General features: G+C 66.2%; 24 protein-coding genes. 14 read left to right on the top strand and 10 right to left on the bottom strand.

Features of this window, described 5'->3' with window-relative positions; translation table 11 throughout:
* Positions 1 to 82 precede the first annotated feature (82 nt).
* Positions 83 to 1,198, top strand: coding sequence for a winged helix DNA-binding domain-containing protein (locus tag K7711_RS14870; RefSeq protein WP_222969824.1), 1,116 nt, complete (start codon positions 83 to 85; stop codon positions 1,196 to 1,198).
* An 8-nt stretch (positions 1,199 to 1,206) separates the two neighbouring features.
* Here the strand turns inward: K7711_RS14870 and K7711_RS14875 are convergent, their stop codons facing one another.
* Positions 1,207 to 1,722, bottom strand: a complete 516-nt coding sequence (locus K7711_RS14875) for an Lrp/AsnC family transcriptional regulator (RefSeq protein WP_222969826.1) — start codon at positions 1,720 to 1,722, stop codon at positions 1,207 to 1,209.
* 136 nt (positions 1,723 to 1,858) lie between these two features.
* On the opposite strand from K7711_RS14875, the gene hppD reads away from it, so the two are divergent.
* From hppD to K7711_RS14915, 8 genes are all read left to right on the top strand, one after another.
* Entirely contained in the window at positions 1,859 to 3,049 is a 1,191-nt protein-coding gene (gene hppD / locus K7711_RS14880) for a 4-hydroxyphenylpyruvate dioxygenase (protein ID WP_222969828.1), read from the top strand.
* A 39-nt stretch (positions 3,050 to 3,088) separates the two neighbouring features.
* Positions 3,089 to 3,622, top strand: a complete 534-nt coding sequence (locus K7711_RS14885; protein WP_222969830.1) for a DUF3558 domain-containing protein — start codon at positions 3,089 to 3,091, stop codon at positions 3,620 to 3,622.
* A gap of 8 nt (positions 3,623 to 3,630) precedes the next feature.
* On the top strand, positions 3,631 to 4,167 hold the full coding sequence (locus tag K7711_RS14890) for a DUF3558 domain-containing protein (protein WP_222969832.1): 537 nt from the start codon (positions 3,631 to 3,633) through the stop codon (positions 4,165 to 4,167).
* Positions 4,168 to 4,459: 292 nt separating this feature from the next.
* Positions 4,460 to 4,834 carry a 30S ribosomal protein S12 gene (gene rpsL / locus K7711_RS14895; RefSeq protein WP_014353064.1) on the top strand — a complete coding sequence of 125 codons (375 nt, stop codon included), beginning with the start codon at positions 4,460 to 4,462 and terminating at the stop codon, positions 4,832 to 4,834.
* Between the two features lies 1 nt (position 4,835).
* Positions 4,836 to 5,306 carry a 30S ribosomal protein S7 gene (gene rpsG / locus K7711_RS14900; RefSeq protein WP_067673427.1) on the top strand — a complete coding sequence of 157 codons (471 nt, stop codon included), beginning with the start codon at positions 4,836 to 4,838 and terminating at the stop codon, positions 5,304 to 5,306.
* Between the two features lie 186 nt (positions 5,307 to 5,492).
* Positions 5,493 to 7,595 (top strand): elongation factor G, encoded by a 2,103-nt coding sequence (gene fusA, locus K7711_RS14905; protein ID WP_222969834.1) that lies wholly within the window; start codon positions 5,493 to 5,495, stop codon positions 7,593 to 7,595.
* A gap of 98 nt (positions 7,596 to 7,693) precedes the next feature.
* Complete coding sequence (gene tuf / locus K7711_RS14910) at positions 7,694 to 8,884, top strand: elongation factor Tu (RefSeq protein ID WP_040818943.1); 1,191 nt, start codon at positions 7,694 to 7,696, stop codon at positions 8,882 to 8,884.
* A 142-nt stretch (positions 8,885 to 9,026) separates the two neighbouring features.
* The gene (locus K7711_RS14915) at positions 9,027 to 9,356 is read left to right on the top strand and encodes an AbrB/MazE/SpoVT family DNA-binding domain-containing protein (RefSeq protein WP_222969837.1); all 330 of its coding nucleotides are present in this window, start codon (positions 9,027 to 9,029) and stop codon (positions 9,354 to 9,356) included.
* A gap of 325 nt (positions 9,357 to 9,681) precedes the next feature.
* On the opposite strand, the gene K7711_RS14920 is transcribed toward K7711_RS14915, so the two are convergent.
* From K7711_RS14920 to K7711_RS14935, 4 genes are all read right to left on the bottom strand, one after another.
* Complete coding sequence (locus tag K7711_RS14920; RefSeq protein ID WP_222969839.1) at positions 9,682 to 11,190, bottom strand: hypothetical protein; 1,509 nt, start codon at positions 11,188 to 11,190, stop codon at positions 9,682 to 9,684.
* Between the two features lie 109 nt (positions 11,191 to 11,299).
* Positions 11,300 to 12,259: a type IV toxin-antitoxin system AbiEi family antitoxin domain-containing protein gene (locus K7711_RS14925; RefSeq protein ID WP_222969841.1), complete on the bottom strand. Its 960-nt coding sequence runs from the start codon at positions 12,257 to 12,259 to the stop codon at positions 11,300 to 11,302.
* A gap of 138 nt (positions 12,260 to 12,397) precedes the next feature.
* Positions 12,398 to 13,027, bottom strand: coding sequence for a TetR/AcrR family transcriptional regulator (locus K7711_RS14930; protein ID WP_085997646.1), 630 nt, complete (start codon positions 13,025 to 13,027; stop codon positions 12,398 to 12,400).
* Positions 13,027 to 13,374, bottom strand: a complete 348-nt coding sequence (locus K7711_RS14935; RefSeq protein WP_222969843.1) for an SPW repeat domain-containing protein — start codon at positions 13,372 to 13,374, stop codon at positions 13,027 to 13,029. Before K7711_RS14935 ends, K7711_RS14930 begins: the two co-directional genes overlap by 1 nt.
* A 225-nt stretch (positions 13,375 to 13,599) precedes the next feature.
* Between K7711_RS14935 and K7711_RS14940 the strand changes: the two genes are divergently transcribed.
* Together K7711_RS14940 and K7711_RS14945 are read left to right on the top strand one after the other, a co-directional pair.
* Positions 13,600 to 14,784 carry an NAD(P)/FAD-dependent oxidoreductase gene (locus K7711_RS14940; protein ID WP_222969845.1) on the top strand — a complete coding sequence of 395 codons (1,185 nt, stop codon included), beginning with the start codon at positions 13,600 to 13,602 and terminating at the stop codon, positions 14,782 to 14,784.
* Between the two features lie 75 nt (positions 14,785 to 14,859).
* Positions 14,860 to 15,636 carry a glutamate racemase gene (locus K7711_RS14945; RefSeq protein WP_222969847.1) on the top strand — a complete coding sequence of 259 codons (777 nt, stop codon included), beginning with the start codon at positions 14,860 to 14,862 and terminating at the stop codon, positions 15,634 to 15,636.
* A gap of 353 nt (positions 15,637 to 15,989) precedes the next feature.
* Here the strand turns inward: K7711_RS14945 and K7711_RS14950 are convergent, their stop codons facing one another.
* Both K7711_RS14950 and mftR2 read right to left on the bottom strand, forming a co-directional pair.
* Positions 15,990 to 17,063, bottom strand: coding sequence for a ferredoxin--NADP reductase (locus K7711_RS14950; protein ID WP_222969849.1), 1,074 nt, complete (start codon positions 17,061 to 17,063; stop codon positions 15,990 to 15,992).
* Between the two features lie 58 nt (positions 17,064 to 17,121).
* On the bottom strand, positions 17,122 to 17,766 hold the full coding sequence (mftR2, locus tag K7711_RS14955; RefSeq protein ID WP_051192698.1) for a mycofactocin system transcriptional regulator MftR2: 645 nt from the start codon (positions 17,764 to 17,766) through the stop codon (positions 17,122 to 17,124).
* Between the two features lie 363 nt (positions 17,767 to 18,129).
* Here mftR2 and mftF point away from each other — a divergent pair, with 363 nt between their 5' ends.
* Positions 18,130 to 19,488 carry a mycofactocin biosynthesis glycosyltransferase MftF gene (gene mftF, locus K7711_RS14960; protein WP_222969851.1) on the top strand — a complete coding sequence of 453 codons (1,359 nt, stop codon included), beginning with the start codon at positions 18,130 to 18,132 and terminating at the stop codon, positions 19,486 to 19,488.
* Positions 19,489 to 19,531: 43 nt separating this feature from the next.
* On the opposite strand, the gene K7711_RS14965 is transcribed toward mftF, so the two are convergent.
* The 3 genes from K7711_RS14965 to K7711_RS14975 form a co-directional block, all read right to left on the bottom strand.
* Positions 19,532 to 20,527 (bottom strand): NAD-dependent epimerase/dehydratase family protein, encoded by a 996-nt coding sequence (locus tag K7711_RS14965; protein ID WP_222969853.1) that lies wholly within the window; start codon positions 20,525 to 20,527, stop codon positions 19,532 to 19,534.
* Positions 20,524 to 20,964 (bottom strand): MerR family transcriptional regulator, encoded by a 441-nt coding sequence (locus K7711_RS14970; protein ID WP_222969855.1) that lies wholly within the window; start codon positions 20,962 to 20,964, stop codon positions 20,524 to 20,526. The genes K7711_RS14965 and K7711_RS14970 overlap by 4 nt, the downstream gene beginning before the upstream one ends.
* Before the next feature lie 286 nt (positions 20,965 to 21,250).
* Positions 21,251 to 22,114: an esterase/lipase family protein gene (locus K7711_RS14975; protein WP_222969857.1), complete on the bottom strand. Its 864-nt coding sequence runs from the start codon at positions 22,112 to 22,114 to the stop codon at positions 21,251 to 21,253.
* A gap of 711 nt (positions 22,115 to 22,825) precedes the next feature.
* On the opposite strand from K7711_RS14975, the gene K7711_RS14980 reads away from it, so the two are divergent.
* Together K7711_RS14980 and K7711_RS14985 are read left to right on the top strand one after the other, a co-directional pair.
* Entirely contained in the window at positions 22,826 to 23,098 is a 273-nt protein-coding gene (locus K7711_RS14980; protein WP_040818970.1) for a hypothetical protein, read from the top strand.
* Between the two features lie 64 nt (positions 23,099 to 23,162).
* Positions 23,163 to 23,879, top strand: a complete 717-nt coding sequence (locus K7711_RS14985; protein ID WP_222969859.1) for an NUDIX hydrolase — start codon at positions 23,163 to 23,165, stop codon at positions 23,877 to 23,879.
* The last annotated feature ends 72 nt before the right edge of the window (positions 23,880 to 23,951 follow it).

Below are 23,951 nucleotides of genomic sequence, written 5' to 3' on the forward strand. Positions count from 1 at the left end.
CTCGGGCGACGACGGCGGCTACCGCCGGACCGGGCCGATTCGTCGGATTCTTGTCGGTGCCGGCGTTTACGGTGACCGGACCATGAAACTTTCCGATCGCGTCCTGAACCGGACGCTGCTGGCCCGGCAGCATCTGCTGGCACGCTCGGCGCTGTCCGCGACGGATATGTGCGCGCACCTGGTGGGATTGCAGGCGCAGGATGTTCCGCCGCCGTATGTCGGATTGTGGAGTCGCACGGTCGATTTCGATCCGGCGGCGGTGTCTGTGGGGTTGCGGGACCGGTCGTTGGTGCGGATCACGCTGATGCGCGCGACGATCCATCTCGTCACCGCCGCCGATGCGCTGCGGATCGCGCCGCATATCCAACCGGAGCTGGAGAAGATCCCGTTTCGCAAGGGGTTCAACGCCGGCGCGATGGTCGGCCTGGATCCGGCGGAGGTGCGTCGGCGCGGGGAAGCCGTCCTGGGCGACGAGCCGATCCCCGCCGCCGAACTACGTGTGCTGGCGGCCCGGGAATTCCCAGATCGCAATCCGTCCGCGGTACTGCAGACCTGGCTCTATCAGCTCCCCGTGTTGCAGACCCCGCCGCGCGGTCTGTGGCGCAACAACGCCCGGCCGGTGTGGTCTCGCATCGAACCCTGGCTCGGTGCGCCGCTGGACTATCGATATCCGTTGCCGGAGTTGGTCATTCGTTATCTGACCGCCTTCGGTCCGGCCACCGCGGCCGATATCGCGACCTGGTCGAAACTGACCGGAGTAGCCGAAGTCATTGCGGCACTCGGGGATCGGGTCCGCACCTACACCGATGAACGCGGCCGCACGCTCTACGACCCGGTCGACGCCGAGCTGGCAGATCCGGATCTGCCCGCCCCGGTGCGGTACCTCGGCTGGTACGACAATGTCTTTCTGTCCCACAAGGATCGGGGCCGCATCGTCCCGGCAGGCGTCGCCGCACCACCCGCGCAGTATCGCGGGACGCAGGTCTCCCCGATCCTGCTGGACGGCATGGTGGCGGCCGTCTACAAGATCTTCACCGACCGCGAACGCACCCGGCTGCGAATCGTGCCCCGCCGCATCTGGTCCGTGGCCGAACGTTCCGCGGTCGAAGCGGAAGGCGCTGCGCTGCTGGGCTTTCTGGAGCCCGATCTGATTCCGAGCATCGAAATCCTGGCCCCGGAAGCCGACGTGAAAATCTGATCCGCGCGTCAGCTGTGCCGATATGCGGGGGCCTTACTGGTGCCGGTGGGCGTGAGCGTACGCAGCAGCGGCAGGGTCCGACTCGGCACGACCGTGGACAGCACGATGACGCTGTGCGAGCGCACCACCGACGCGCTGCGGTCGATACTCAGCAGCACCGACTGCAACCCGGCATGCGAATCGGCACCGATGCGGCACAGCACATCCTGCGAACCGGTGGTCGCGTACGCCTCCAGCACGCCCGCGATCGCCTCGAGATCGGCGGCGACGGCGTCGAGCGCACCCTGGGCGATCTCCAGGGTGACGAAGGCCAGCACGTCGAAGCCCGCCGCGCTGACATCGATGTGGGGATCGTAGGAGGCGATCACGCCGGCCTCCTCCATTCGCGCGATCCGCGACTGGACGGTGGCGCGCGCGACGCGGGTGCGGCGCGACAACTCCAGGATTCCGGCCTTCTGGTATTCATGCATTGCGGTCAGGATCGCCAGGTCCAGCTCGTCCAGCCTGGTCTCGGTGCGGCCCATCGGTAGTCTCCACTTCGATCCGTTGTTCTAGACAGATTGTCCAGCATGGTCGGGGTTTCGGTGGCGTAATTCGCCATCATGCCTACCGAATTTCCATGATATTGCCTAGATCGGGAACGGGCGATTACCTAGGGGAATGACTACCGAAACCGCGCCGGCGATCACCCGCGAGGAGCCGTCGGACATTCAGCTGATCGGCCTGGTCGAACACGACTCCGCACGCGATCCGTTCCCGGTCACCGGCTGGGACGCACTGGTGTGGGTGGTCGGCAACGCCACCCAGTTCGCGCACTATCTGCAGTCCGCGTTCGGGATGCGGCTCGAGGCGTACTGCGGTCCCGAGACCGGCGTGCGCGATCACAAGGGCTTCGTCCTGCGCAGCGGCAGTGCGCGTTTCGTGGTGACCGGCGCGGTGGATCCGGACAGTCCGCTGGTCGCGCACCACGATCGGCACGGCGACGGGATCATCGATGTCGCGCTCGAGGTGCCCGATGTGGACCGCTGCGTCGAGTGGGCGCGGTCGCAGGGCGCGGAGGTGCTGGTCGAACCGCACGAGGACACCGACGAATTCGGCACCGTCCGCTCGGCGACGCTGGCCGCCTACGGCGAGACCCGGCACACCCTGGTCGATCGTTCCCGCTACGCGGGCTCGTATCTGCCCGGCTACATCGCCCGCGAATCCGCCTTCGTGCCCCGGCACGACGCCCCGGTCCGGCTGTTCCAGGCGGTGGATCACGTGGTCGGCAATGTCGAGCTGGGCCAGATGGATCGGTGGGTCGACTACTACCGCCGCGTCATGGGTTTCACGAACATGGCCGAATTCGTCGGCGACGACATCGCCACGAACTATTCGGCGCTGATGAGCAAGGTCGTCGCGAGCGGCAACCATCGGGTGAAGTTTCCGCTGAACGAACCCGCTTTGGGCCGCAAGCGATCCCAGATCGACGAATACCTCGAGTTCTATCGCGGACCGGGCGTCCAGCACATCGCGTTGGCCACCGCGGACATCCTCGGTACGGTCGACATCCTGCGCCGCGAGGGGGTGGAATTCCTCGACACCCCCGACGCCTACTACTCCGACCCCGAACTGCGCGCCCGGATCGGACACGTGCGGGTGCCGGTCGAGGAACTGCAGTCGCGCGGCATCCTGGTCGACCGCGACGAGGACGGCTATCTTCTGCAGATCTTCTGCCGTCCGCTCACCGATCGCCCCACCGTCTTCTTCGAACTCATCGAGCGGCACGGATCACTCGGCTTCGGCAAAGGCAACTTCAAAGCCCTGTTCGAAGCCATCGAACGCGAGCAGGACGCCCGCGGCAACCTCTGACCCGGCAGCCGGACGGCATCAACTACTACACTTCGGCGCATGCGGAGGATGACGTCGGCAATCGTCACGGGGACTGCCATCGCGGCACTGTTGACGGCCTGCGGATCGGGGGGCGACTCCACCAGCGACAGCTCGTCGATGCGGCCGCCGATGAAGGTGGCCGCACTGGGGCCGTTCGTCGGGGAGTGCGGCGGTGTCACCGACGACGAGGTGCGCGATATCGGCGGGCTCGGTCAGGTCTCGGCGGCGTACAAGAATTCGGTCGGCTGCAACTGGCAGGCGACCGGATTGGACGGTGCGAGCGTCACATTCGCCTCCTATCGGGGCAGCCCGCTGGGCCGGGAGAAGGCGTGGGTGACCGCGCAGGGCCGCAATCCCGAGACCATCGATGTGGGCGGACACGCCGGCTTCCAGGACGCCACCCCGGACGGCAGCATCTGCGATCTGGCGGTGCAGCTCGGCGACGACTTCTTCGAATGGTCCACTTCCAGTGGCCTTTTCGGGACGGCCAACGCCACTCCGTGTGACAAGAACCGCAAGCTCGCCGAGCTGACCGTGCAGCGATTGAAATGAGGAGCTCCATGAAGGCTCGGTCCGTACTCGTCGCCACGCTCGCGGTGGTCGTGGGTGTGTCGGTCGGCGGATGCGGCAAGACCGTCTCCGGTACGGCCCAACCGGCCGGCGGCGGTGGCGGCATCAACACGAACTTCGACAAACTGCTGCGCGAATGCGATGTGGTGAAGAAGGACGACATCGTCAAGACGACCGGCGCGCAGGACGCGCAGGGTTCGTTCAACGGCGCGGTGTGCATGTGGAGTCTGGCCGGCACGCCCAGCGGCGACGGCATGGTCACGCTGAACTGGTACGAGATGGGATCGCTGACCAACGAGAAGACGACGAGCGACAAACTCGGCTACAGCTCCACCAATGTGAATGTGCAGGGCCGCCGCTCGCTGCAGATCCATCGTCCCAACGACACCGATTCGTGCGGAGTGATGACCCCGGCCGCCGATACCGGGATCGTCGGCTGGTGGGTCAACTACCACCCGGGTGGTCACGGAGATCCGTGCACCGCAGCGCAGAAGCTGGTCGAGCTGACGGTGAACCTGGCTCGATGAGGTCCCGATTCGGGCTTGCCGGGCGGTCCCCGCAGGGACCCCTTTTTGCCCCGCGCCGCGCCGACGAGTATCGTGGATCGCTGTGCCCGGAGCGTGCGGGCAAGTTTGTGTGCAGGACGTAAGCCAGCGAAAGCGGCCGAACGTTCAGACATGCCCGAAAATCGGGCCCTGATCTGCGCGCGACACGCCCGACCTCGGGACGCGAGTGACGCGATCCGGGCGAGCGGGTGAAGGCTCGACAACAGACACATGAAGTTCCAGACACCTGGTAACTAACGAGGAAAGCCGGTCTATGCCAACCATCAACCAGCTGGTCCGCAAGGGTCGCCGCGACAAGGTCGCCAAGACCAAGACTGCGGCCCTGAAGGGGAGCCCGCAGCGTCGTGGCGTGTGCACCCGCGTGTACACCACGACCCCGAAGAAGCCGAACTCCGCGCTGCGCAAGGTCGCGCGTGTTCGCCTGACCAGCGCGGTCGAGGTCACGGCCTACATCCCCGGTGAGGGCCACAACCTGCAGGAGCACTCGATGGTGCTCGTCCGCGGCGGTCGTGTGAAGGACCTTCCCGGTGTGCGCTACAAGATCATCCGCGGCTCGCTCGACACCCAGGGTGTGAAGAACCGCAAGCAGGCCCGCAGCCGCTACGGCGCCAAGAAGGAGAAGAGCTGATATGCCACGCAAGGGCCCCGCACCCAAGCGTCCGCTGATCAACGATCCGGTCTACGGGTCGCCGCTGGTCACTCAGCTGGTCAACAAGATCCTGCTGGACGGCAAGAAGTCCACCGCCGAGCGCATCGTCTACGGCGCCATGGAGCAGGCGCGCGAGAAGACCGGCACGGACCCGGTCGTCACTCTGAAGCGCGCGCTGGACAACGTCAAGCCGGCTCTCGAGGTCAAGCCCCGTCGCGTCGGTGGCGCCACCTACCAGGTGCCGGTCGAGGTTCGTCCGGGTCGCGCCAACACCCTGGCGCTGCGCTGGCTGGTGAACTACTCCCGCGCCCGTCGTGAGAAGACCATGGTCGAGCGCCTGGCCAACGAGCTCCTCGATGCCAGCAACGGCCTGGGCGCTTCGGTGAAGCGTCGCGAGGACACCCACAAGATGGCCGAGTCCAACCGGGCCTTCGCGCACTACCGCTGGTGATCCACCACCCGGCCCGCCGCTGACGGTGCCGGGAGGGTTGGTCGCTGCCGGGCGCGGCACTCGAGCGCCGCGCCCGGCGTTATACAGACAGAACCCCCGACAGAGTCGAATTTCCCGGCTCACCGCCGGGTAGTTCCCGAAAATCCCAACTAGCTGATCGCTACAAGCAGAGCGGGGAAGATTTCCGTGGCACAGGACGTGCTCACCGACCTCCACAAGGTCCGCAACATCGGCATCATGGCGCACATCGATGCCGGTAAGACCACGACAACCGAACGCATTCTCTTCTACACCGGTATCACCTACAAGATCGGTGAGGTCCACGACGGCGCGGCCACGATGGACTGGATGGCTCAGGAACAGGAGCGCGGCATCACGATCACGTCGGCCGCGACGACCTGCTTCTGGAAAGACAACCAGATCAACATCATCGACACGCCCGGACACGTCGACTTCACGGTCGAAGTGGAGCGCTCGCTGCGCGTGCTCGACGGTGCGGTCGCCGTTTTCGACGGTAAAGAGGGCGTTGAGCCGCAGTCCGAGCAGGTCTGGCGGCAGGCAGACAAGTACGACGTCCCGCGCATCTGCTTCGTCAACAAGATGGACAAGCTGGGCGCGGACTTCTACTTCACCGTGCAGACGATCAAGGATCGCCTCGGTGCCAAGCCGCTGGTCATCCAGCTGCCGATCGGTGCGGAGAACGACTTCGAGGGCATCGTCGACCTGGTCGAGATGAACGCGAAGGTCTGGAAGGGCGAGACCAAGCTCGGTGAGTCCTACGAGACCATCGAGATCCCGGCCGACCTGGCCGAGCGCGCCGAGCAGTACCGCCAGGAGCTGCTCGAGACCGTCGCGGAGTCCGACGAGGCCCTGCTGGAGAAGTTCTTCGGCGGTGAGGAGCTCTCGGTCGAGGAGATCAAGGGCGCCATCCGCAAGATGACCGTCAACTCCGAGCTCTACCCGGTGCTGTGCGGTTCGGCGTTCAAGAACAAGGGCGTGCAGCCCATGCTCGACGCCGTCATCGACTACCTGCCCAACCCGCTGGACGACGGCGGCACCGACGGCATCGTCCCCGGCAAGGAGGACGAGGTCCTGCACCGGGCCGCGAGCGTCGAAGACCCGTTCGCGGCGCTGGCGTTCAAGGTTGCCACGCACCCGTTCTTCGGCAAGCTGACCTACGTGCGCGTCTACTCGGGCAAGGTCGCCTCCGGCGCCCAGGTCATCAACTCGACCAAGGGCAAGAAGGAGCGTCTGGGCAAGCTGTTCCAGATGCACTCCAACAAGGAGCAGCCGATCGATGAGGCCCAGGCGGGTCACATCTACGCGGTCATCGGCCTGAAGGACACCACGACCGGTGACACCCTGTGCGATCCGCAGAACCAGATCGTGCTCGAGTCGATGACCTTCCCGGATCCGGTCATCAAGGTGGCCATCGAGCCGAAGACCAAGGCCGACCAGGAGAAGCTGGGCACCGCCATCCAGAAGTTCGCGGAGGAGGACCCCACCTTCAACGTGGAGCTGGATCAGGAGACCGGCCAGACCGTCATCGGCGGCATGGGCGAGCTCCAGCTCGACATCTACGTCGACCGTATGAAACGCGAGTTCAAGGTCGAGGCCAATATCGGTAAGCCGCAGGTGGCCTACCGTGAGACCATCACCAAGCCGGTCGAGAAGCACGAGTACACCCACAAGAAGCAGACGGGTGGCTCGGGCCAGTTCGCTCGTGTGATCATCGCCCTCGAGCCGTTCATCGGCGAGGACGGCGCGACCTACGAGTTCCAGAACAAGGTCACCGGTGGCCGCGTGCCGAGGGAGTACATCCCCTCGGTGGACGCCGGTATCCAGGACGCCATGCAGTACGGTGTCCTCGCTGGTTACCCGCTGGTCAACGTGAAGGCGAGCCTGCTCGACGGCGCCTACCACGAGGTCGACTCCTCGGAAATGGCGTTCAAGATCGCGGGTGCGCAGGCGTTCAAGGAAGCCGCGCGCAAGGCCGGTCCGGTGATCCTCGAGCCGCTGATGGCCGTCGAGGTCACCACGCCCGAGGAGTACATGGGCGATGTGATCGGCGACCTCAACTCCCGCCGTGGTCAGATTCAGGCCATGGAGGAACGCAGTGGTGCCCGTGTCGTCAAGGCGCTGGTTCCGCTCTCCGAGATGTTCGGTTACATCGGTGACCTGCGCTCCAAGACGCAGGGCCGGGCGAACTTCTCGATGGTGTTCAACTCGTACGCGGAGGTTCCGGCCAACGTGTCGAAGGAGATCATCGCCAAGGCGACCGGCGAGTAGTCCGGACGTCAGCACGACCCCGTCTCCGCCCGCGGAGACGATCCGAAAAACCGCACTGCTGCAACTGCACGCACCAACAAGTCCAGGAGGACACCACAGTGGCGAAGGCGAAGTTCGAGCGGACGAAGCCGCACGTCAACATCGGCACCATCGGTCACGTCGACCACGGCAAGACCACGCTGACGGCGGCTATCACCAAGGTTCTGCACGACAAGTACCCGGACCTGAACCAGAGCTTTGCGTTCGATCAGATCGACAAGGCTCCGGAGGAGAAGGCTCGTGGTATCACGATCAACATCTCCCACGTCGAGTACCAGACCGAGAAGCGGCACTACGCCCACGTGGATGCCCCTGGTCACGCTGACTACATCAAGAACATGATCACCGGTGCGGCGCAGATGGACGGCGCGATCCTGGTCGTGGCGGCCACCGACGGCCCGATGCCGCAGACTCGCGAGCACGTGCTGCTCGCCCGTCAGGTCGGCGTGCCCTACATCCTGGTCGCGCTGAACAAGTCGGACATGGTCGACGACGAGGAGATCCTCGAGCTCGTCGAGATGGAGGTCCGCGAGCTGCTGGCCTCGCAGGAGTTCGACGAGGACGCTCCGGTCGTCCGCGTTTCCGGCCTGAAGGCGCTGGAAGGCGACGAGAAGTGGGCCGAGTCGATCATCGAGCTGATGGACGCGGTCGACGAGTCGATCCCGGACCCGGTTCGTGAGACCGACAAGCCGTTCCTGATGCCGATCGAGGACGTGTTCACCATCACCGGTCGTGGCACCGTCGTCACCGGTCGTATCGAGCGCGGCGTGGTCAACGTGAACGAGGACGTCGAGATCGTCGGCATCCGCCCGACCACCACCAAGACCACGGTCACCGGTGTCGAGATGTTCCGCAAGCTGCTGGACCAGGGCCAGGCGGGCGACAACGTCGGTCTGCTGATCCGTGGCATCAAGCGCGAGGACGTGGAGCGCGGCCAGGTCGTCATCAAGCCGGGCACCACCACCCCGCACACCGAGTTCGAGGGTCAGGCCTACATCCTGTCGAAGGACGAGGGTGGCCGCCACACCCCGTTCTTCAACAACTACCGTCCGCAGTTCTACTTCCGTACGACTGACGTGACGGGCGTTGTGACCCTGCCCGAGGGCACCGAGATGGTCATGCCCGGTGACAACACCGAGATGAGCGTCAAGCTGATCCAGCCGGTCGCCATGGACGAGGGTCTGCGTTTCGCGATCCGTGAGGGTGGCCGCACCGTCGGTGCCGGTCGCGTCACCAAGATCATCAAGTAGGACCTGCGCTCAGCAGAGCTACGCGAAAAGGGCCGTTCCCCTCGGGGAGCGGCCCTTTTTCGCGTCCGTACCGCCCTGTCGCAGTGACATCTGATCAGCTATTCCGATTGACTGAAAAGCAGAATTTCTGCACCATGGAGGTATGGCTTACTATCATGGCTTCGCAGCAGTTCAGGGCCGTGGCACCGTCTCACTGCCTGCCGAGTTGCGTCGGAAGTATCGGCTGGACGATCCAGGGGCGCAGCTCGAGGTCTCCGAGCGCGAAGATGGTGTGATCGAACTGCGTCCGATGCTGCCGGTTCCCGTAGATGAGATGTGGTTCTGGTCAGAGGGTCATCAAGCTGCCGAGCGCGAAGCCGAAGAAGATCTTGCCGCAGGTCGCTACAAGACCTTCGACGATGCGCAGTCCTTTCTGGATGACTTGGCTACCCTTGCTTCGTCCGGTTCGGACGAGGAGACGCCCGGCCAGTGAAATATCGAGTGCTCGACTCGTTCAGGAACGACTTTCGCCGACTTCCGGCGGAACATCAGCGACTCTTTCAACAGATGCTCCGAGAGTACTTTCTGCCTGCGATAGACAGCGGTGCCTTCAGCGGATCCCCGCCCTGGCCCGAGCGGTTACGCATCCACAAGCTGAATAACACCGAAATCTACTCGCTGACCTGGAATTTCGCGTCCCCTGACGGGCGTGCGAGATTCCATTTGGAGAGGGACGACGCAAGCGACCCGGTGTTGGCTTGGCGCCGTATCGGTGACCATTCGATCTACAGAACGCCATGATCTCCCGTTCGATGTCGTCACGCCGAGTCGGAGGCGGCCAGGAGGGCCTCGGCGAATTGACGCATCTGATCTGCGCCGCCGAACCAGGCGGAGACCAGGTCTACCGCCGCGGTGCGGGTGCGGCGGGCGGCGCGGATGAACTCCTCGAGAGAGACGTCGCCCGCTTCGGCTTTGTCCGCGATGTTCTCCAGGGTGTGGCTGGCCAGCAGTAGGTGCATGATCAGGTGGACGTCGACATTCTTGGTGACGTCGTCCTGGCTCGAGGTGCGGCGCGTTTCGGGGGCGGTGCGTGGCAGGACGGTTGTGCGGCGGGGTGCGGTGGGGTCGGATTCCGTTGTGGTGCTGGTGGTTTCGTCATTCGACTCGGCTGCGGCGGCGCGCTCGGCGGCTTTGCGGCTCATTCTGGTGCGCGGCGGCGCGGGCGCGGTGGGGGTCTCGACCGGGTCGGTGAGGTCGGGGGCGGTGAGTCCGGATGTGGTGCGGGTGCGGGCCGCGCGTTCAGGGGAAGCGTTCGACGCTGTGGCGGTCGACGTCGGATCGGGCGCTGTGGAATTCGCTTCCGGTCCAGGCTTCGATGCGCGACGTTCGGGAAGTGGGGCCGGAGCCGGTGGGACGGCGGGACCGCCGGGGTGAGCGCCGAATTCGGCGGAATTCGGCGGTGTGGCGGATTCGTGCTCGACGGTAGCCAGCAGCGAATTATTGGTGAGGTGGCCGGGTTCGGTCGAGGTGAATGCCGAACCGTTGGTCAAGTTGCCGGAACCGCCGGACTTGCGGCGGGCCGGGGGTGGCGAATCGAATTGTGAGTCCAGCAAATTCATGATGGGCTGGCTGTAGACGTAGTCGGACTCCTCGGAATCGGTGAACTGATACGGCACTCCGGGAGTTCGCCGAGGTAGGCCGGGGGATTTTTCGGACGGTTCGGTATCTGTGCGGAAAGCGGAATCGAGTGCCGGATTCGGCGGCTTCGGTGCGGTCGGCGCGCTGAATTCGGTTGTCGGAGGCTGATTATTCGGTGCGGGGGGTGGCGATTGAGCCGGGCGTGTTCCCGGCGCTGGATTCGCGCTGCGCGGATCGTCCCCGGCAGGTGCGTCGAACGCGGAGAATGTGGAACCCGTAGGCGCCGAGGGGAATTGGTGGCCGTTCGTGCCGGAGGAATTCTCGGGTTGCCGTCCGCCGTTGGCCATCGAACCGGCTATCGATGTTCCGATATCGGGTCTGATCGCTACCGAATCGGGTGCGGACATCAGCGATTCCGATCGGCCGTACGGGTGATCGCCGTTACTGCCGGGCGGCGCCGGAGCGGGTGCGACCGAAGGCGTTGCGCCGGTGGCCCATTCCGGAGCGGGATCGGCCGGAGTCCACCCCACGGCGACCTCCGGACGGCCCAGGCTGCCTCTACCCGGATCGAATCCGGTGAGCGCATTCGTCGATCCCGTCGCCGGTTCGTTGCGCGGATGGGTGAGGCGATACCCGTCCGGGCGCGAACGATTAGGTTCTCCGAAACTGGCGAAATCGGGGTCGGTCATATCGCCATTCTTACCTCCACATCCGTGGTATGCGACCCCGCGGGTCGTCGAATTATCCACAGGCGCACTCGATTCGCTTGGTAGCTGGGAAGATACGGACGGTGTGAAATCATCGGAGCCGGGGTGCGGGAACCCACCGCCCGTGGCGGGTGAGGCGGGCGGCGACTTCGGCGGCGGTGGTGATCCGGCGGGCCGCCTCCGCGGGATCGTCGAGTTCGTCCCAGGTCCATCGGGCCGGGATCCAGCCGAGAGCGCGCAGCCGGTCGTCGCGCAGTTCGGCGGCGAACGCGGCCCGTTCGGCGGCCTCGGGGTGGCCGGGGTCGGGGTCGATCTCCGGCCTCGGATCGAAGTCGGCCGCGACGCCGAGTTCGGGGAACAGGCAGTCGACGCGGGCGACGAAGCTGTTGTCGGGACTGAGTATTCGAGCCTTCACCTCGGGGGCGGGCAGTCCGGCCGCGGCCATCGCCACTCGCAGACGCGATTCGCCGACACCGGAGCTGCGGCCGTCGAGGAAGGTCAGGACCTGTGCGGCCTGTCGGTAGCCGGGGCGCGCCCGCGCGCGATGCAACTGTTCGCGCAGCTGTGTCGCCGTCGTCGCGCCGCGGTGCAGCGCCGCGTCACCGGCCGCGACCGCCTGCTCGAAACCTTCGGTGCGGGCGATGTCGAGGATCGTGCGCGCCGCGGTGGTGTAGCGGATGCCCGCTACCGCGACGACCTCGTCGGCCGCGAGCTGCCCGGCGTGCACCACGAGCAAGCGGCCGACCCGCGCGCCGTTGCGGCGGGCGCGGGTGAGATGGGCGCGGTCCAGCCGAATCCGCCAGGTCGGCAGATCGTGCCCGACCAACGCCGAAACATGGCTCACCACCGCGGCATCGGTGGTTGCGGTGATCGTCGCCCGGATCAGCGCTCGATGCCGGTCCACCGCGCTGAGCGTCTCGGCCGGTGCGCTGAGATAGTGCCCGGTCCGGACACGATGCCACAGTCCGTGCCGGCACAGCCTGCGCAGATCGGAATCCGACAGCCCGGTGGCGAGGGCATCGCGGCGGGAGATCGGTTGCGGGGTTCCCATGCGTCGATCATCGGTGCGCCGAAGCTCTTTCGGACTTGCCTCGGGACGAATGTGGACAACTCGGGGGTGTGGATAGTTCACCGTCTCGCGGTCCGTTTCGCCACGCCGGAGGATTCGACGGCCGAGCGCGGAAACTGCTCAGCCCAGATGGGTCATGCCCGCGGCGACGACCTTCGAGATGCTCAGGATCTCGTCGGCGGTCGGCAGGCTCAGACCATCCAGGGTGTGCAGCCGGTCGGTGGTGGCGATGGCCAACATCGCCGAGACCCACGCGCCCGCGCAGGCGCGCAACGTGCCGGGCTGCACCGGCCCCGGCGCGCTGGCCTGCAGCACCCGTGCGGTGATATCGAGCAGTTGATCGCGCATGCGCCGCAACTGCTTACGGACGTCGGGATGGGTGTCGGCCTCGCGCCACATGATGACGCGCAGCACCGAGGAATGGTGATCGCGCAGATTCAGCGCGGCATCCAGGGCGATCAGGCTCCCCGCTGGATCTCCCGGGGAGACGACGGCATCGATGTCGTCGAGCGGGTTGGCCGGAATCCGCTCGGCCATCAGCGCCGACAGGATCGAATCCTTGGTCGGGAAGTAATAGAAGACCAGCCCTTTGGGCACACCTGCGGTCGTGGCGATCGCCGCGGTCGCGGTGGCGTCGAATCCGTGTGTCGCGAAAAGACTTTCGGCGGCATCCAGGATGAGCTGCCGGGCGTCGCCGTCGACCTTCTTACTGCGGCGACGCCCCGCTCGATGGGGTTTGGGCATCTGCATCAGTGAGCAGTATGCATCCGTGCCGTGACTTGCGGAAGTGCGGCGACGGCGACCACGACGGTCAGTACTCCGACGATCCAGGACGTCCATGCCGCGCCGTTGAAGGAGCTGTAGTCCATGACCCAAGGGGCGATGAACAGCAGGACGCCCAGCACACCCATGGCGTAGTCCAGACCGGACATCGCCGGACGCGCCATCTGCGCCAGACCTGTCAGGGCGATGAGCACGCCGAGCACGATCAACGTCCACATGGCTCGATCGTTGTGATCGACCCATATCGGCGACAGCGCAGTGTAGACACCGAGTACGACTGCTACGAAGTCCTGCGCACGGGATTCGGTGAACATGTTTTGCCTCCTCAGGGCGGTGATTTGTGTTCAATTTCCGGTATAACTCTGATTGACCGCCCGATCAATACCTGCCCTGGCACGATTCGGTGGCGATACCCGATACGGCCGGACGTGTCGGTCGTCACAGTGGCGAAATTAGAACAGGTTCTAGAATAAGTTGGATAATGTGCGCCTTTCGAAACCTGAGATCTGCATTGCCCGCGCCACGTCCGGGGTGACCCGATGACCGGCCGCCCGATCGTGATCATCGGCGCAGGGCTGTCCGGCCTGCGCGCCGCGGAGGAGCTTCGACGCGCCGGATACGAAGGCGGGCTGGTACTGGTCGGCGACGAAGGCCGACTGCCGTACGACCGGCCGCCGCTGTCCAAACAGTTCGTGCGCGGGGAAACCGACGACACCACCCTGCGCCCGGCCGAATTCTTCGCCGAGAACGATATCGAGCTGCGTCTGGACGTCGCGGCCACCGGCGTGGACATCGTCGCGCGGCGGCTGCTGCTGGCCGACGGCAACGCGCTGGACTACGAACATCTGATCATCGCGACGGGCTTGCGTCCCAAGCGGATTCCCGGGCTGCCCGATGCGGCCGGGGTGCACGTGCTGCGCAGTCACGCCGACGCGGCCGGTCTGCGCGACGGGCTGAGCAGCGCCTCCCGTGCGCTGGTCGTCGGCGCGGGTTTCATCGGTTGCGAGCTGACGGCCAGTTTCCGCTCTCACGGCGTCGAGGTGGTGCTCGTGGAACCGCAGCCGACGCCACTGGCCGCCTCACTGGGCGAGCAGGTCGGTGCGCTGGTCGGGCGGCTGCATCGGGCCGAGGGCGTCGATCTGCGCTGCGGCGTGGGTCTGGAATCGCTCGTCGTCTCCGACGACGCGGTGCGCGGTGCGCGGCTCTCGGACGGGTCGACCGTCGAGGCCGATCTGGTGGTGATCGGCGTCGGCTCGGCGCCGGCGACCGACTGGCTCACCGAATCCGGTATCCCGCTGGCCGATCGGTCCGCGGGCGGCGGTGTCCTGGCCGACGAGACGGGGCGCACCTCGGTCGAGAACGTCTGGGCGCTCGGCGATGTCGCGGCCTGGCGTCAGGGCGGTGCGCATCGTCGCGTGGAGCACTGGACCAATGCCGGTGAGCAGGCCCAATTGCTGGCCGCCGCGCTGCTGGGCGCCGAGGGCCCCGCGGCGGGAGTGCCGTATGTGTGGAGCGATCAGTACGAGGTGAAGATCCAGGTCCTGGGTTCGACTCGCGGGGCCGACGAGATCCGGATCGTCGAGGACGACGGGCGCAAGTTCCTCGCCCACTACCTCACCGACGGCGTGCTCACGGCCGTGGTCGGCGCGGGCAAGGCGGGCAAGGTGATGAAGATGCGCGCCGAACTCGCCGCCAACACCCGTCCCGGGGAACGGGTCGGCTGAAATACGCGGCTCGTCCGGCCGGACGAGCCGGGTGCGGCGCACGGTAGCGCGCCGGTCACCAATACAGTGGCGGGTGTGATTGTCGCGCTGATCGATTCGGGCCTCGGACTGCTGACCACCGGGGCGTGGTTGCGCAGGCTGCGGCCCGATCTCGACCTGTTGCTGCAACTGGATCCCGACGGTGCGCCGTGGGGTCCGAAACCCGAGTCCTGGCTCGTGGATCGGGTGTTGAACGCGACTCGGCGATCGATCGAGCTGGGCGCGGAGGTCATCGTGCTGCCCTGCAACACCGCCAGCGTGTCGGCCTTGGAACAGGTGCGCGCCGAGGTCGGGCCGGGTGTTCCGGTGATCGGTACCGTTCCGGCGATCAAACCCGCGACGGCCGCCTGCGCCGCGGTGGCGGTGTGGGCGACCGCCGCGACGACCGCGAGCCGCTATCAGGCCGATCTGATCGCGCGTTTCGGCGGCGACGCCGAGGTGACCGGCGTGGCCTGTCACGGCTTGGCCGACTCCATCGATCGCGGCGATCCGGCCGGTATCGAGGAGGCCATCGCGAAGGCTGCCGCTCTGACCCCGCCCGACACCGAGGGCGTCGTCCTGGGCTGCACCCACTACCCGCTGGTCATGGATGCCATCCTGGCCGCGCTGCCGCCCGGCGTGCGACTGTTCGACAGCGCCGAAGCCGTCGCAGTGCAGACCCTGCGCCGCATGGATGCCCTCGGCCGCTCCACCGCCGGGTCGGGCGCGGTCACCGTCGTCAACAGCGGCCGCCCCGGCGAACTACCCGCAAGCGCATCGGCCTTCGAAGCCGGGCGGGTTCTGGGCGCACCCGCCGAGGTCATCACCGCCTGACCGAAAGAGTGCGGACCCGAGTCAGCTCCTCGCCGCCGAAGAGGTCTTCCGGCACACGTGCAACCGGGGAAGGAATCTCTTCACTAGACGCGTATCGCGGAGGCATCGACAACTGCTGAGCCGCTGAAACCGGCCGAAGCGAAGCGAGGCGAAGCCCGGCGGCGAAGAGTCTCTGTCCGGCTGGTATTCGCCCGCGAAGCGAAAGGCTCAACAACACCAACTCCAAGGTTTTCGGCGCGGGCTCGTCGTTCAGCCCTCGAAGCGCATGGCCGAAGGCCGAGTCTCGAGGGCTGAACGACGAGCCTTACAGCGCCGAAAACCCGCCGGAGCGAAGCGGAGGCCAAAAATACAGCTCAGAACTGGATTTTCAGGTGGTCGGTGACGGGGTGTGCCTGACAGCCCAGGATGTATCCGGCCTCGATGTCCTCGGGGTCGAGGATCTCGGAGTTGTCCATCTCCACCTTGCCTTCGAGCACGGTGCAGGCGCAGGAGCCGCATTCGCCCTCCTGGCAGGAGTACGGCACGTCCAGGCCCTTGCTCAGCATGATGTCGACCAGGGTCTTGCTGCGCGGCCACTGCAGGTTGTGCACCTCGCCGTCGAGTTCCACGTCGACCGTGGCGGCGTCGGCGGCCTCCTGTTCGCTGACCGCTTCGGGTTCGACGTCCGCGAACGGGTCTCCGGCAAGGGAGTTGAAGACCTCGGCATGGGTGCGGTTGCGCGGCACGCCGAGTTGGGCGAGGGCATCGTGCACACCGTCCATGAACGGTTTGGGCCCGCACATGAACGCCCGGTGCTCGGCGAAGGGCCGGGCGAGCGCGGCCAGCTTCTCCACGTTCGGCAGGCCCTGCAGGTTCTCGAGCCAGTGCACGATCACCAGGCGCTGTGGATGTTTGTCGGCGAGTTCGCGCAGTTCATCGGCGAAGATGACCGATTCGGCGTCGCGGTTCGCGTAGAGCAGGGTGATCCGGCCGCTGCCGCCGGCCAGCGCCGATTTGAGGATCGACATGATCGGCGTGATTCCGCTGCCCGCCCCGAACAGCAGCAGATCCTCGTCCAGATCCTTGGGCGTGAACACGCCCGAGGGCGGCAGTACTTCGAGGGTGTCCCCGGCGCGGACGTTGTCGCACACCCAGTTCGATGCGTATCCGTCGGGCGTGCGCTTGACGGTGACCTTGGGGGCGTCGTCGGTGTGCGGTGAGCTGGCCAGGGAGTAGCAGCGCGCCACCGAGCCCGTCAGCTCGCTGGGGATGCGCAGGGTGAGGAACTGACCGGGCTGGTACTCGAATCGCTCGCGCAGCTCCGCGGGCACCTCGAAAACCAGCGAACAGGCGTCGGCCGTCTCGTTGACGACCTCGGATACCCGCAGCAGCACCGAGCGGGAGCTGTGCGGTGCAGCGGGGTCGGGTCGAGGGTCGGCGGTGGTCATAACGTCCTCTCGGGCCGGGCGTTCACGCGAAAACATCAAACTAGAACGTGTTCTAATTTCATGATACGCAGCCCTCCTGCCGCCGGACAAGCTGGGCTTCCAGACCGGAGATCAGTACGTCCATGCCGAAGTCGTAGGAGTATCGGCCGCGTAGGTCGCCCATATGCTTGACCGCACGGGCCATCGCATCGGGCAATGTCGCATCGGCCAGGGCAGCGCGGTCGCGCGGATTGACCCGGCTGCGCCCGAACAGATACGTATGGATCGTCGCATAAGCCGACAACACCGCGCGATCGTCGAACCCGGCATCGGACAGGATTTCCATCACAGCGCCGATCAGATCCAACTGTTTGCCGAGCATCTGTTCGATGAGTACATCGCCCAGTCCCGGATGTTTACGCAATTTCTCATCGATCTGATCGACCAGTTCGCGCAGGCGCTGCTGCCACGGACCCGATTCCCGGGTCGGTTTACGCACACCGGTCAACGCGGCGGTGGCCACCAGATCGAGTAGTTCGCGTTTGTCGGCGACGTAGTAGTAGGGGGCCATCGGAGAGACGCCGAGTTCGCGGGACAACCGCCGCATCGACAACTTCTCCACGCCGTCCTGCCGCACGACGCGCAGCGCGGCCTCCACGATCTCCGATTCCGACAGTGTCTGATTGGCGGCGCCCCCGGCATTACGGCCCCCACTGGTCTGCATCCGTCCGACTCCCATAACACCTCGAGACTGTGCCGGTGGTCCGCTCGTTGTGGCTGTTCACCGTGCTTTCTCTCCGAAGTCTAGAGCGCGTGACCCGGCGGAGGTTCGGTTGTGTGTCACTCGTCGGCCGTGCACATTCGTGCGGGCGCACGAATGCATTAGCCAGTTGTGAACTGTTCGATGCCGCAATGCGATCCGGTTCGTCGGTGAGTTCGTTTGCGGCACGATAGCCATTGATCGCGATCCGGTGCGAGTCCGCGAGGCGGCCGGCACCGGGCTCCTCGCCCGGGTGTTCACGCCGAATACGATCCGTTTTTCCGACACCCTGCACCGGAACGGCTGACAGCGCATAACATTTCCGGAATGCGCCATCAGCGACTGCCCGACGGGTTCGGGGTGCGGATCGATCCCAGGGTGCGCGCGTATTCCGGTGGGCGGTTCCTCGTCGGCGATTCGCCGACGAGGTTGCTGCGACTCGCGCCGGATGCCGCCGCCCTGATCGGCGACGGGTACCTCGAGGTGACCGATCCCAAGTCCGCGGTAGTTGCCAGACGACTGCTCGATGCTGGGATAGGTAATCCGCGCCCGCGTCTGCTGCCGCGTCCGGAGGAGGTGACCGTGGTGGTGCCGCTGCACAACGACACCGACGGTCTGGGACGTCTGCTGCGCACCCTGCGCGGGCACAGCGTGGTGATCGTGGACGACGGTTCGGACAAGCCCGTGGCCATTCCGCGCACCGGCGGCCGATGCCGGGTGACCGTACTGCGGCACGATCGCCGACAAGGGCCCGCGGCCGCACGCAATTCCGGATTGCGCGCGGCCACCACCGAATTCGTCGCATTCCTGGATTCGAACGTGGTGCCCCGGGCCGGATGGCTCGAGGTGATGCTCGGACATTTCAGCGATCCCGAGGTGGCGTTGGTCGCGCCGCGCATCGTCGCGCGGGAACCGGCCGCCACCGTGCTGGGCCGATACGAACAGACCCGTTCATCGCTGGACCGTGGTCGGCGCGAGGCCGAAGTGAGTTCACGCGGTGCGGTGTCCTATGTGCCGGGGGCGGCATTGCTGGTGCGGCGTCGTGCCGTGCTGACCGAGGGCGGATTCGACGAGGAGATGTTCTCCGCGGTCGAGATCGATCTGTGTCGCCGGTTGGAGCAGGCCGGGTGGCGGTTGCGCTACGAACCGGCCGCGCACGTCGCCTGTGATCATCCGGTGTCGTTCGGACAGTGGTTCCGGCGCAAGGTATCCCACGGCGCCGGAGTTGCTCCGCTGGCACGCCGGCATCCCGGGACCGCTGCCCCGCAATCGGTTCCGCTGTGGGCGGTCGTGGCGACGGTTCTGCTGGGTATCGCCTCCCGAATCAGTGTGCTGGGCGCGGTGGTGACCCTCGCCGCCGCGCTGGTGCGGCTACGCCGGGTTTTCGCCGAACTCGACCATCCGACCAGAGTGGCCGCGCTGGCCCTGGCACGCGGCTACTCCGGGGGTGTGTGGCGCATCGTCTCGGCGATGTGCCGGGACTACTGGCCGGTCACCCTGGTAGCCATGGTGTTCAGCGCCCGGCTGCGCCGATTCGCCCTCACCATGGCCGCCGCCGACGGCCTCGCCGACTGGTTCACCCATCGCGACCCCGGCGGCCTGGACCCGTTGCGCTATCTGGTCTGCAAACGCCTGGACGACCTGGCCTACGGCACCGGCCTGTGGATGGGTTGGTGCTCTGTCTGATGGCCTCCGCTTCGCTCCGTGCGGGGCCGGTAGCGCATGCACCTCACGGTGTGCTGGAGTGTTGTGCTTGTGATTGGTGGTCCAGTAGGCCGAGGTCGCGGAGGCTTTCGGCGGTCTGCACGATCGTGGTTTCGGCCGGGCGGGGGGACCAGTGGAGTTCGGATTTCGCGCGGTCGTTGTGGATTATCAGGCGGGGTGGTTCGGTGCCGGGGGCCTCCTCGGTCGGGACCCGGGCGGCCAGGGGGCCGAGGTTCTCGCGCAGGATTCGGGCCATGCCCAGGAAACTGATCGTCGGGCCGTCGGCCAGCGCCAGGAAGCGTTTGCCCGCGGCCTCGGGGGCCGCCATCGCGCGGATGTGCAGATCGGCGACATCGCGGACGTCGGCGACGCCGAAACGCTGACGCGGCGCGGCGGACATCGTTCCGTCGAGCATCGCCTTGGTCAGCCCCAGTGACGAACGCACCTGCGCGATCAGGGTGGGACCGAGGATGAACGTCGGGTTGACCGTGACCAGTTCGGTGTCGCCGCCCTCGCGTTCGTGGAAATCCCACGCGGCGCGCTCGGCGATCGCCTTCGATCGCGGGTACGGGGCCAGACCCGGCGTGTCGGGATCGGTCCAATCCTGCTCGGTGTACTCCGCGCCGGGTTTGGGCGAATAACCGATCGCCGCGAACGATGAGGTCAGCACGACCCGTCGCGCGCCGGAATCCCGTGCGGCCCGCAGTACGCGCAGCGCGCCGTCGCGCGCGGGGACGATCACCTCGTCCGGATCCTGGGACAGGATCATCGGTGAGGCGGTGTGATGAACCTCCTCGCAGCCCTTCGTCGCCTCGGCCCAGCCGTCGTCCGCGGTCAGCCCGGCGGTGACGATCTCGAGGTCGCCGTCGTCCGCGCCGCCGCGCCGCACCGCCTCGCGCACCTGAGCCTCGCTCCCGGGTGAGCGCACCGTCGTGCGGACCGGGCGACCTTCGCGCAGCAGTGCGGCGATCAGTTGGGTGCCGAGATAACCTGTCCCGCCGGTCACCAGAACTCGGTTCATTGCAGCACCATCGCTTCCAGTCGGGGGTACATGCCCTGCACCCGTTCGTTCGCCGCGGCTTCCGCGGCGGCGTCGCCGTGATCGCGGGCATCCCACAGCGCGGCCTTGGCCTGCAGATAGTCGAGGTGGACGTGCAGCGTCGCGATTTCGGCCTCGATCCGCTCGGCATGGCGCAGCAGCAGATCGCGCTGTTCACCGGCCGCGTCGTGGCCCCGGGTGCGGTTCGCCTGATAGGTGCGCATCTCCGCGATGCCCAGGCCGACGGCCCGCAGACAGGCCAGGATCTGCAGATCGTCGAGGTCTTCCTCGCGATACCGGCGATGCCCGCTGCTGGGATCGCGGTCGACCGGGCCGATCAGCCCGACCTGTTCGTAGTAGCGCAGTGTCGGTTCGCTCAGCCCGCTACGCCGGGCGGCGTCCTGGATGGTCAATGACATATATGCAGGAAAACAGACTTCAAGCGCTTGAAGTCAAGGGTTGCCGATCGACACGGCGAAGGGCATGCCTGGTTCGGTATTTCGGCAGTTGAGTGGCGGTGCTGCGCGGGTCGAGGGCCGGGTTGGGCGCGTAGTGTAGAGGTCGAGGTGGTCCGGGTGTGCTCGCGGCGGCGCGGGTGGGGTCACCGAATGCTTCGCCGGTGCCGGTCCCGGGGAAGGTGCGGCACCGGCGGAGGTTCGTGGGGGGAGCGCACCGCGGGCGGATTCGATATTCCAGCTCGGGAATTTACGACTGCAACTGTTCGACCACCCAGGCCGTGGTGTCGGGACTCGAACGCAGGGTGGAGTGATCGACCACGGGCGCGGTGGGGAATCGGTTCTCGTACACGACGTTCACCACCCCGGGTTCATTGATCAGTGAGCAGCTCACCGCGGGGGTGGCGATGCCATCGTTGCGGGTGGCCAGGACCGAGTAGTGCACACCGGGCTGAGTGACCGTGCCGTCGAAGACCGCCCGGTACACCTCGGAGGTGGGGGACATCTGCATGGCGGGCGCCATGCCGGGAAACATGATCGCCAACGCGGACACCAGATATGGCGCGACCTCGGCCGCCTGGACCGGAGTCATCGGCGGATTCGTGATGCCGTACTGGGCGAGCAGACCCGCACCGTCGCAACCGCGTGATTCGGGTGCGAGCAGTACCGCGTCACGGACCGAGGACGCCCCGTGCAGCACCTTCAGGTAGTACTGGGCGACGAAGCTGCCCGCCGAATGCGCGACGACGTCGACCTTGTCGGCGCCGGTCGCCCTGCGAACCTTCGAGACGAAATCGGCGACCTGCCGCGCCTCGCTGGGCACATCACCGGCCCAGCGCTGCCCCTTGATGATGCCGCCCTGGAACACGAAGGCGCAGCCGCCGTCGGCGCGCAATGCGGTGAGCATCGGATTCCATTGCACCGCAGTCTGATCGGTGGTTCCATCGGCGCCGGGGAGCACGATCACCGGATGCGGCCGGTGCGGACCGGGCGCACAGTTCACCGGTGGCTCGATCACGGTGCCCGCCGGAATGGCCGAGGTATTGCTCCGGATCGGCGCGGCGACGGCCGGTGCGGCCACGATCGCCGCCACCCCCGCCAGTGCGATGCTCATCAGCGCGATTCGAGCGCGCAACGTTGTCCTCATCTGCGGCACAGCCTTTCGATACTGTCCGAACCATCCCGACCCGGTGTGACCGGCGCACCGTGCTGCCGACACCGGACTCTGTGGCGGGATGGGCCCCCTGATACCCGTGGATCGGGCCACCCCCCGAAACTGTCCCTAATCGCACCAGCGTCATCCGCCCATGTCAATGGCTATTCGGCGTGGTGACGCAAACGCGCCGCTGGAAGGGGTGCGTTCGGAGATCGCGGGTCCGCCCGGGTCGCGCGTCCGGGCCCGAAGCGGTTCGGGCCGCGCGGTAGACCATTCGAACCGGAAATATCCGCAGCGCATGCCGTATAGTTGCTGAATATTTATGAAAACGTAATTCTTCAATCAACTTACATCTCTGTGAGTCGTGCATGTAATCAAGCGACGGAAACATCTCCGGAGACTTGTTGTCGTGTCACCCCGGCCGGTCATACGCGCATTCGGTCATATCACCCGTCCGGGCACATTACTCATTTGCCTTCGGCAAACCTTCCGGTTGCTCTCGATCTTGGGCTGTATCTCGAACGTAACCCAAGGTGCGGGCAGGTTTTGTTAATGTCGGCATACGCTGTTGATCCCGAAGTTGAAGGTTGGCATTAATTCGATCCGAAGTCGTTCGGAAGAGTGTCTCGGAATACGTTCCGGGGTTGTCGTACGAAGGGGTGCGCTGTAATGAGCCAGAGCTGGAACCGGCGGCGGGAGGCCGCGGAGATCCTGGTGGAACAACAGTCAGGAGATGTGCTGGTGTTTAACGACAGTGGATCCGCCGAACCGAGTGCGGCGGGCTATTACCTGGATCGTGACGGAGATGTCTGGGAGAAGGAGGCTCAGGGCTGGCGGCTGATCCTGCAGCGCGGAGTCGCGGTGGATCCGGTGTCGCTGTGGGATTGGGTGGAGGGGCATGTGCGTGACTACGCACCGTTCATGCCCGTCGCAATGAACTGATCATTCGACCGGAAGCTCCGCCGCACCGGCTGTTATCGTCAGGGTGACGATTACAATCTCGGTCATGGGCAATGCTTTTCGCCTCAACGCGGCGGTCGCCGTCGATCTCGTCGTGCTCACTCTGGGCGCGCGCAACGCGCCCAACGACACCCTGTGTGCCCTGCTCGTGCAGCGGTTGTACGCACCGTATCGAGGCAGGTGGGCATTGCCGGGTGGATTCGTGCAGACCGACGAGAGCCTCTCGACGGCGGCCGTGCGGCTGCTGCGGGAGGAGACCGGGATCCGCGCGGACCGGATGCACCTCGAACAACTCGCCACCTACGGCGAACCGGGCCGCGATCCGCGAGGCCGGGTCATCAGCACCTCCTATCTCGCGCTGGTGCCGAATCTGCCCGCGCCCACCGCTGGTGGGGATGCCACGGCCGCGGCGATCTGGTCCGCCGAGCAGATTCTGGCCGATCCGGGGCGACTGGCCTTCGACCATCACCGGATCCTGGCCGACGGGGTCGAGCGCGCACGGGCCGAATTCGAGTACACGCCGCTGGCCACCGCGTTCTGCGGTCGCGAGTTCACCGTGGCCGAGCTGCGCCGGGTGTACGAGGTGGTGTGGGGGACCGCGATCGATCCGCGCAATTTTCATCGCAAGGTGACCAGTACCGCCGGATTCGTGGAGGCGACCGGGCGGACCAGCACCCGTGACGGCGGCCGCCCCGCGCAGCTGTACCGGGCCGGTCCGGCGGTGGCCCTGCGTCCGCCGATGATGCGACCGCAGGCGGCCTGAACAGGTGGACATACGTCCTGCACAGCAAGTTCCCAGCCGCGGCACAGCGAGCCTGCCAGACGGCATTTCTAC

It is taken from the genome of Nocardia coffeae (genome assembly GCF_019890715.1).
Classification (GTDB): Bacteria; Actinomycetota; Actinomycetes; order Mycobacteriales; family Mycobacteriaceae; genus Nocardia; species Nocardia jiangxiensis.

Coding starts and splice junctions, on each gene's coding strand:
- K7711_RS14930 (WP_085997646.1), bottom strand. CDS start 13,027: ATGCAGATGCCCAAACCCCATCGAGCGGGGCGTCGCCGCAGTAAGAAG.
- K7711_RS14985 (WP_222969859.1), top strand. CDS start 23,163: ATGGGCAATGCTTTTCGCCTCAACGCGGCGGTCGCCGTCGATCTCGTC.
- rpsL (WP_014353064.1), top strand. CDS start 4,460: ATGCCAACCATCAACCAGCTGGTCCGCAAGGGTCGCCGCGACAAGGTC.
- K7711_RS14885 (WP_222969830.1), top strand. CDS start 3,089: ATGCGGAGGATGACGTCGGCAATCGTCACGGGGACTGCCATCGCGGCA.
- K7711_RS14890 (WP_222969832.1), top strand. CDS start 3,631: ATGAAGGCTCGGTCCGTACTCGTCGCCACGCTCGCGGTGGTCGTGGGT.
- K7711_RS14870 (WP_222969824.1), top strand. CDS start 83: ATGAAACTTTCCGATCGCGTCCTGAACCGGACGCTGCTGGCCCGGCAG.
- K7711_RS14920 (WP_222969839.1), bottom strand. CDS start 11,190: ATGACCGACCCCGATTTCGCCAGTTTCGGAGAACCTAATCGTTCGCGC.
- K7711_RS14925 (WP_222969841.1), bottom strand. CDS start 12,259: ATGGGAACCCCGCAACCGATCTCCCGCCGCGATGCCCTCGCCACCGGG.
- mftF (WP_222969851.1), top strand. CDS start 18,130: ATGCGCCATCAGCGACTGCCCGACGGGTTCGGGGTGCGGATCGATCCC.
- hppD (WP_222969828.1), top strand. CDS start 1,859: ATGACTACCGAAACCGCGCCGGCGATCACCCGCGAGGAGCCGTCGGAC.
- K7711_RS14950 (WP_222969849.1), bottom strand. CDS start 17,063: ATGACCACCGCCGACCCTCGACCCGACCCCGCTGCACCGCACAGCTCC.
- K7711_RS14915 (WP_222969837.1), top strand. CDS start 9,027: ATGGCTTACTATCATGGCTTCGCAGCAGTTCAGGGCCGTGGCACCGTC.
- mftR2 (WP_051192698.1), bottom strand. CDS start 17,766: ATGCAGACCAGTGGGGGCCGTAATGCCGGGGGCGCCGCCAATCAGACA.
- K7711_RS14965 (WP_222969853.1), bottom strand. CDS start 20,527: ATGAACCGAGTTCTGGTGACCGGCGGGACAGGTTATCTCGGCACCCAA.
- K7711_RS14940 (WP_222969845.1), top strand. CDS start 13,600: ATGACCGGCCGCCCGATCGTGATCATCGGCGCAGGGCTGTCCGGCCTG.
- K7711_RS14980 (WP_040818970.1), top strand. CDS start 22,826: ATGAGCCAGAGCTGGAACCGGCGGCGGGAGGCCGCGGAGATCCTGGTG.
- K7711_RS14970 (WP_222969855.1), bottom strand. CDS start 20,964: ATGTCATTGACCATCCAGGACGCCGCCCGGCGTAGCGGGCTGAGCGAA.
- K7711_RS14875 (WP_222969826.1), bottom strand. CDS start 1,722: ATGGGCCGCACCGAGACCAGGCTGGACGAGCTGGACCTGGCGATCCTG.
- rpsG (WP_067673427.1), top strand. CDS start 4,836: ATGCCACGCAAGGGCCCCGCACCCAAGCGTCCGCTGATCAACGATCCG.
- K7711_RS14935 (WP_222969843.1), bottom strand. CDS start 13,374: ATGTTCACCGAATCCCGTGCGCAGGACTTCGTAGCAGTCGTACTCGGT.
- K7711_RS14975 (WP_222969857.1), bottom strand. CDS start 22,114: ATGAGCATCGCACTGGCGGGGGTGGCGGCGATCGTGGCCGCACCGGCC.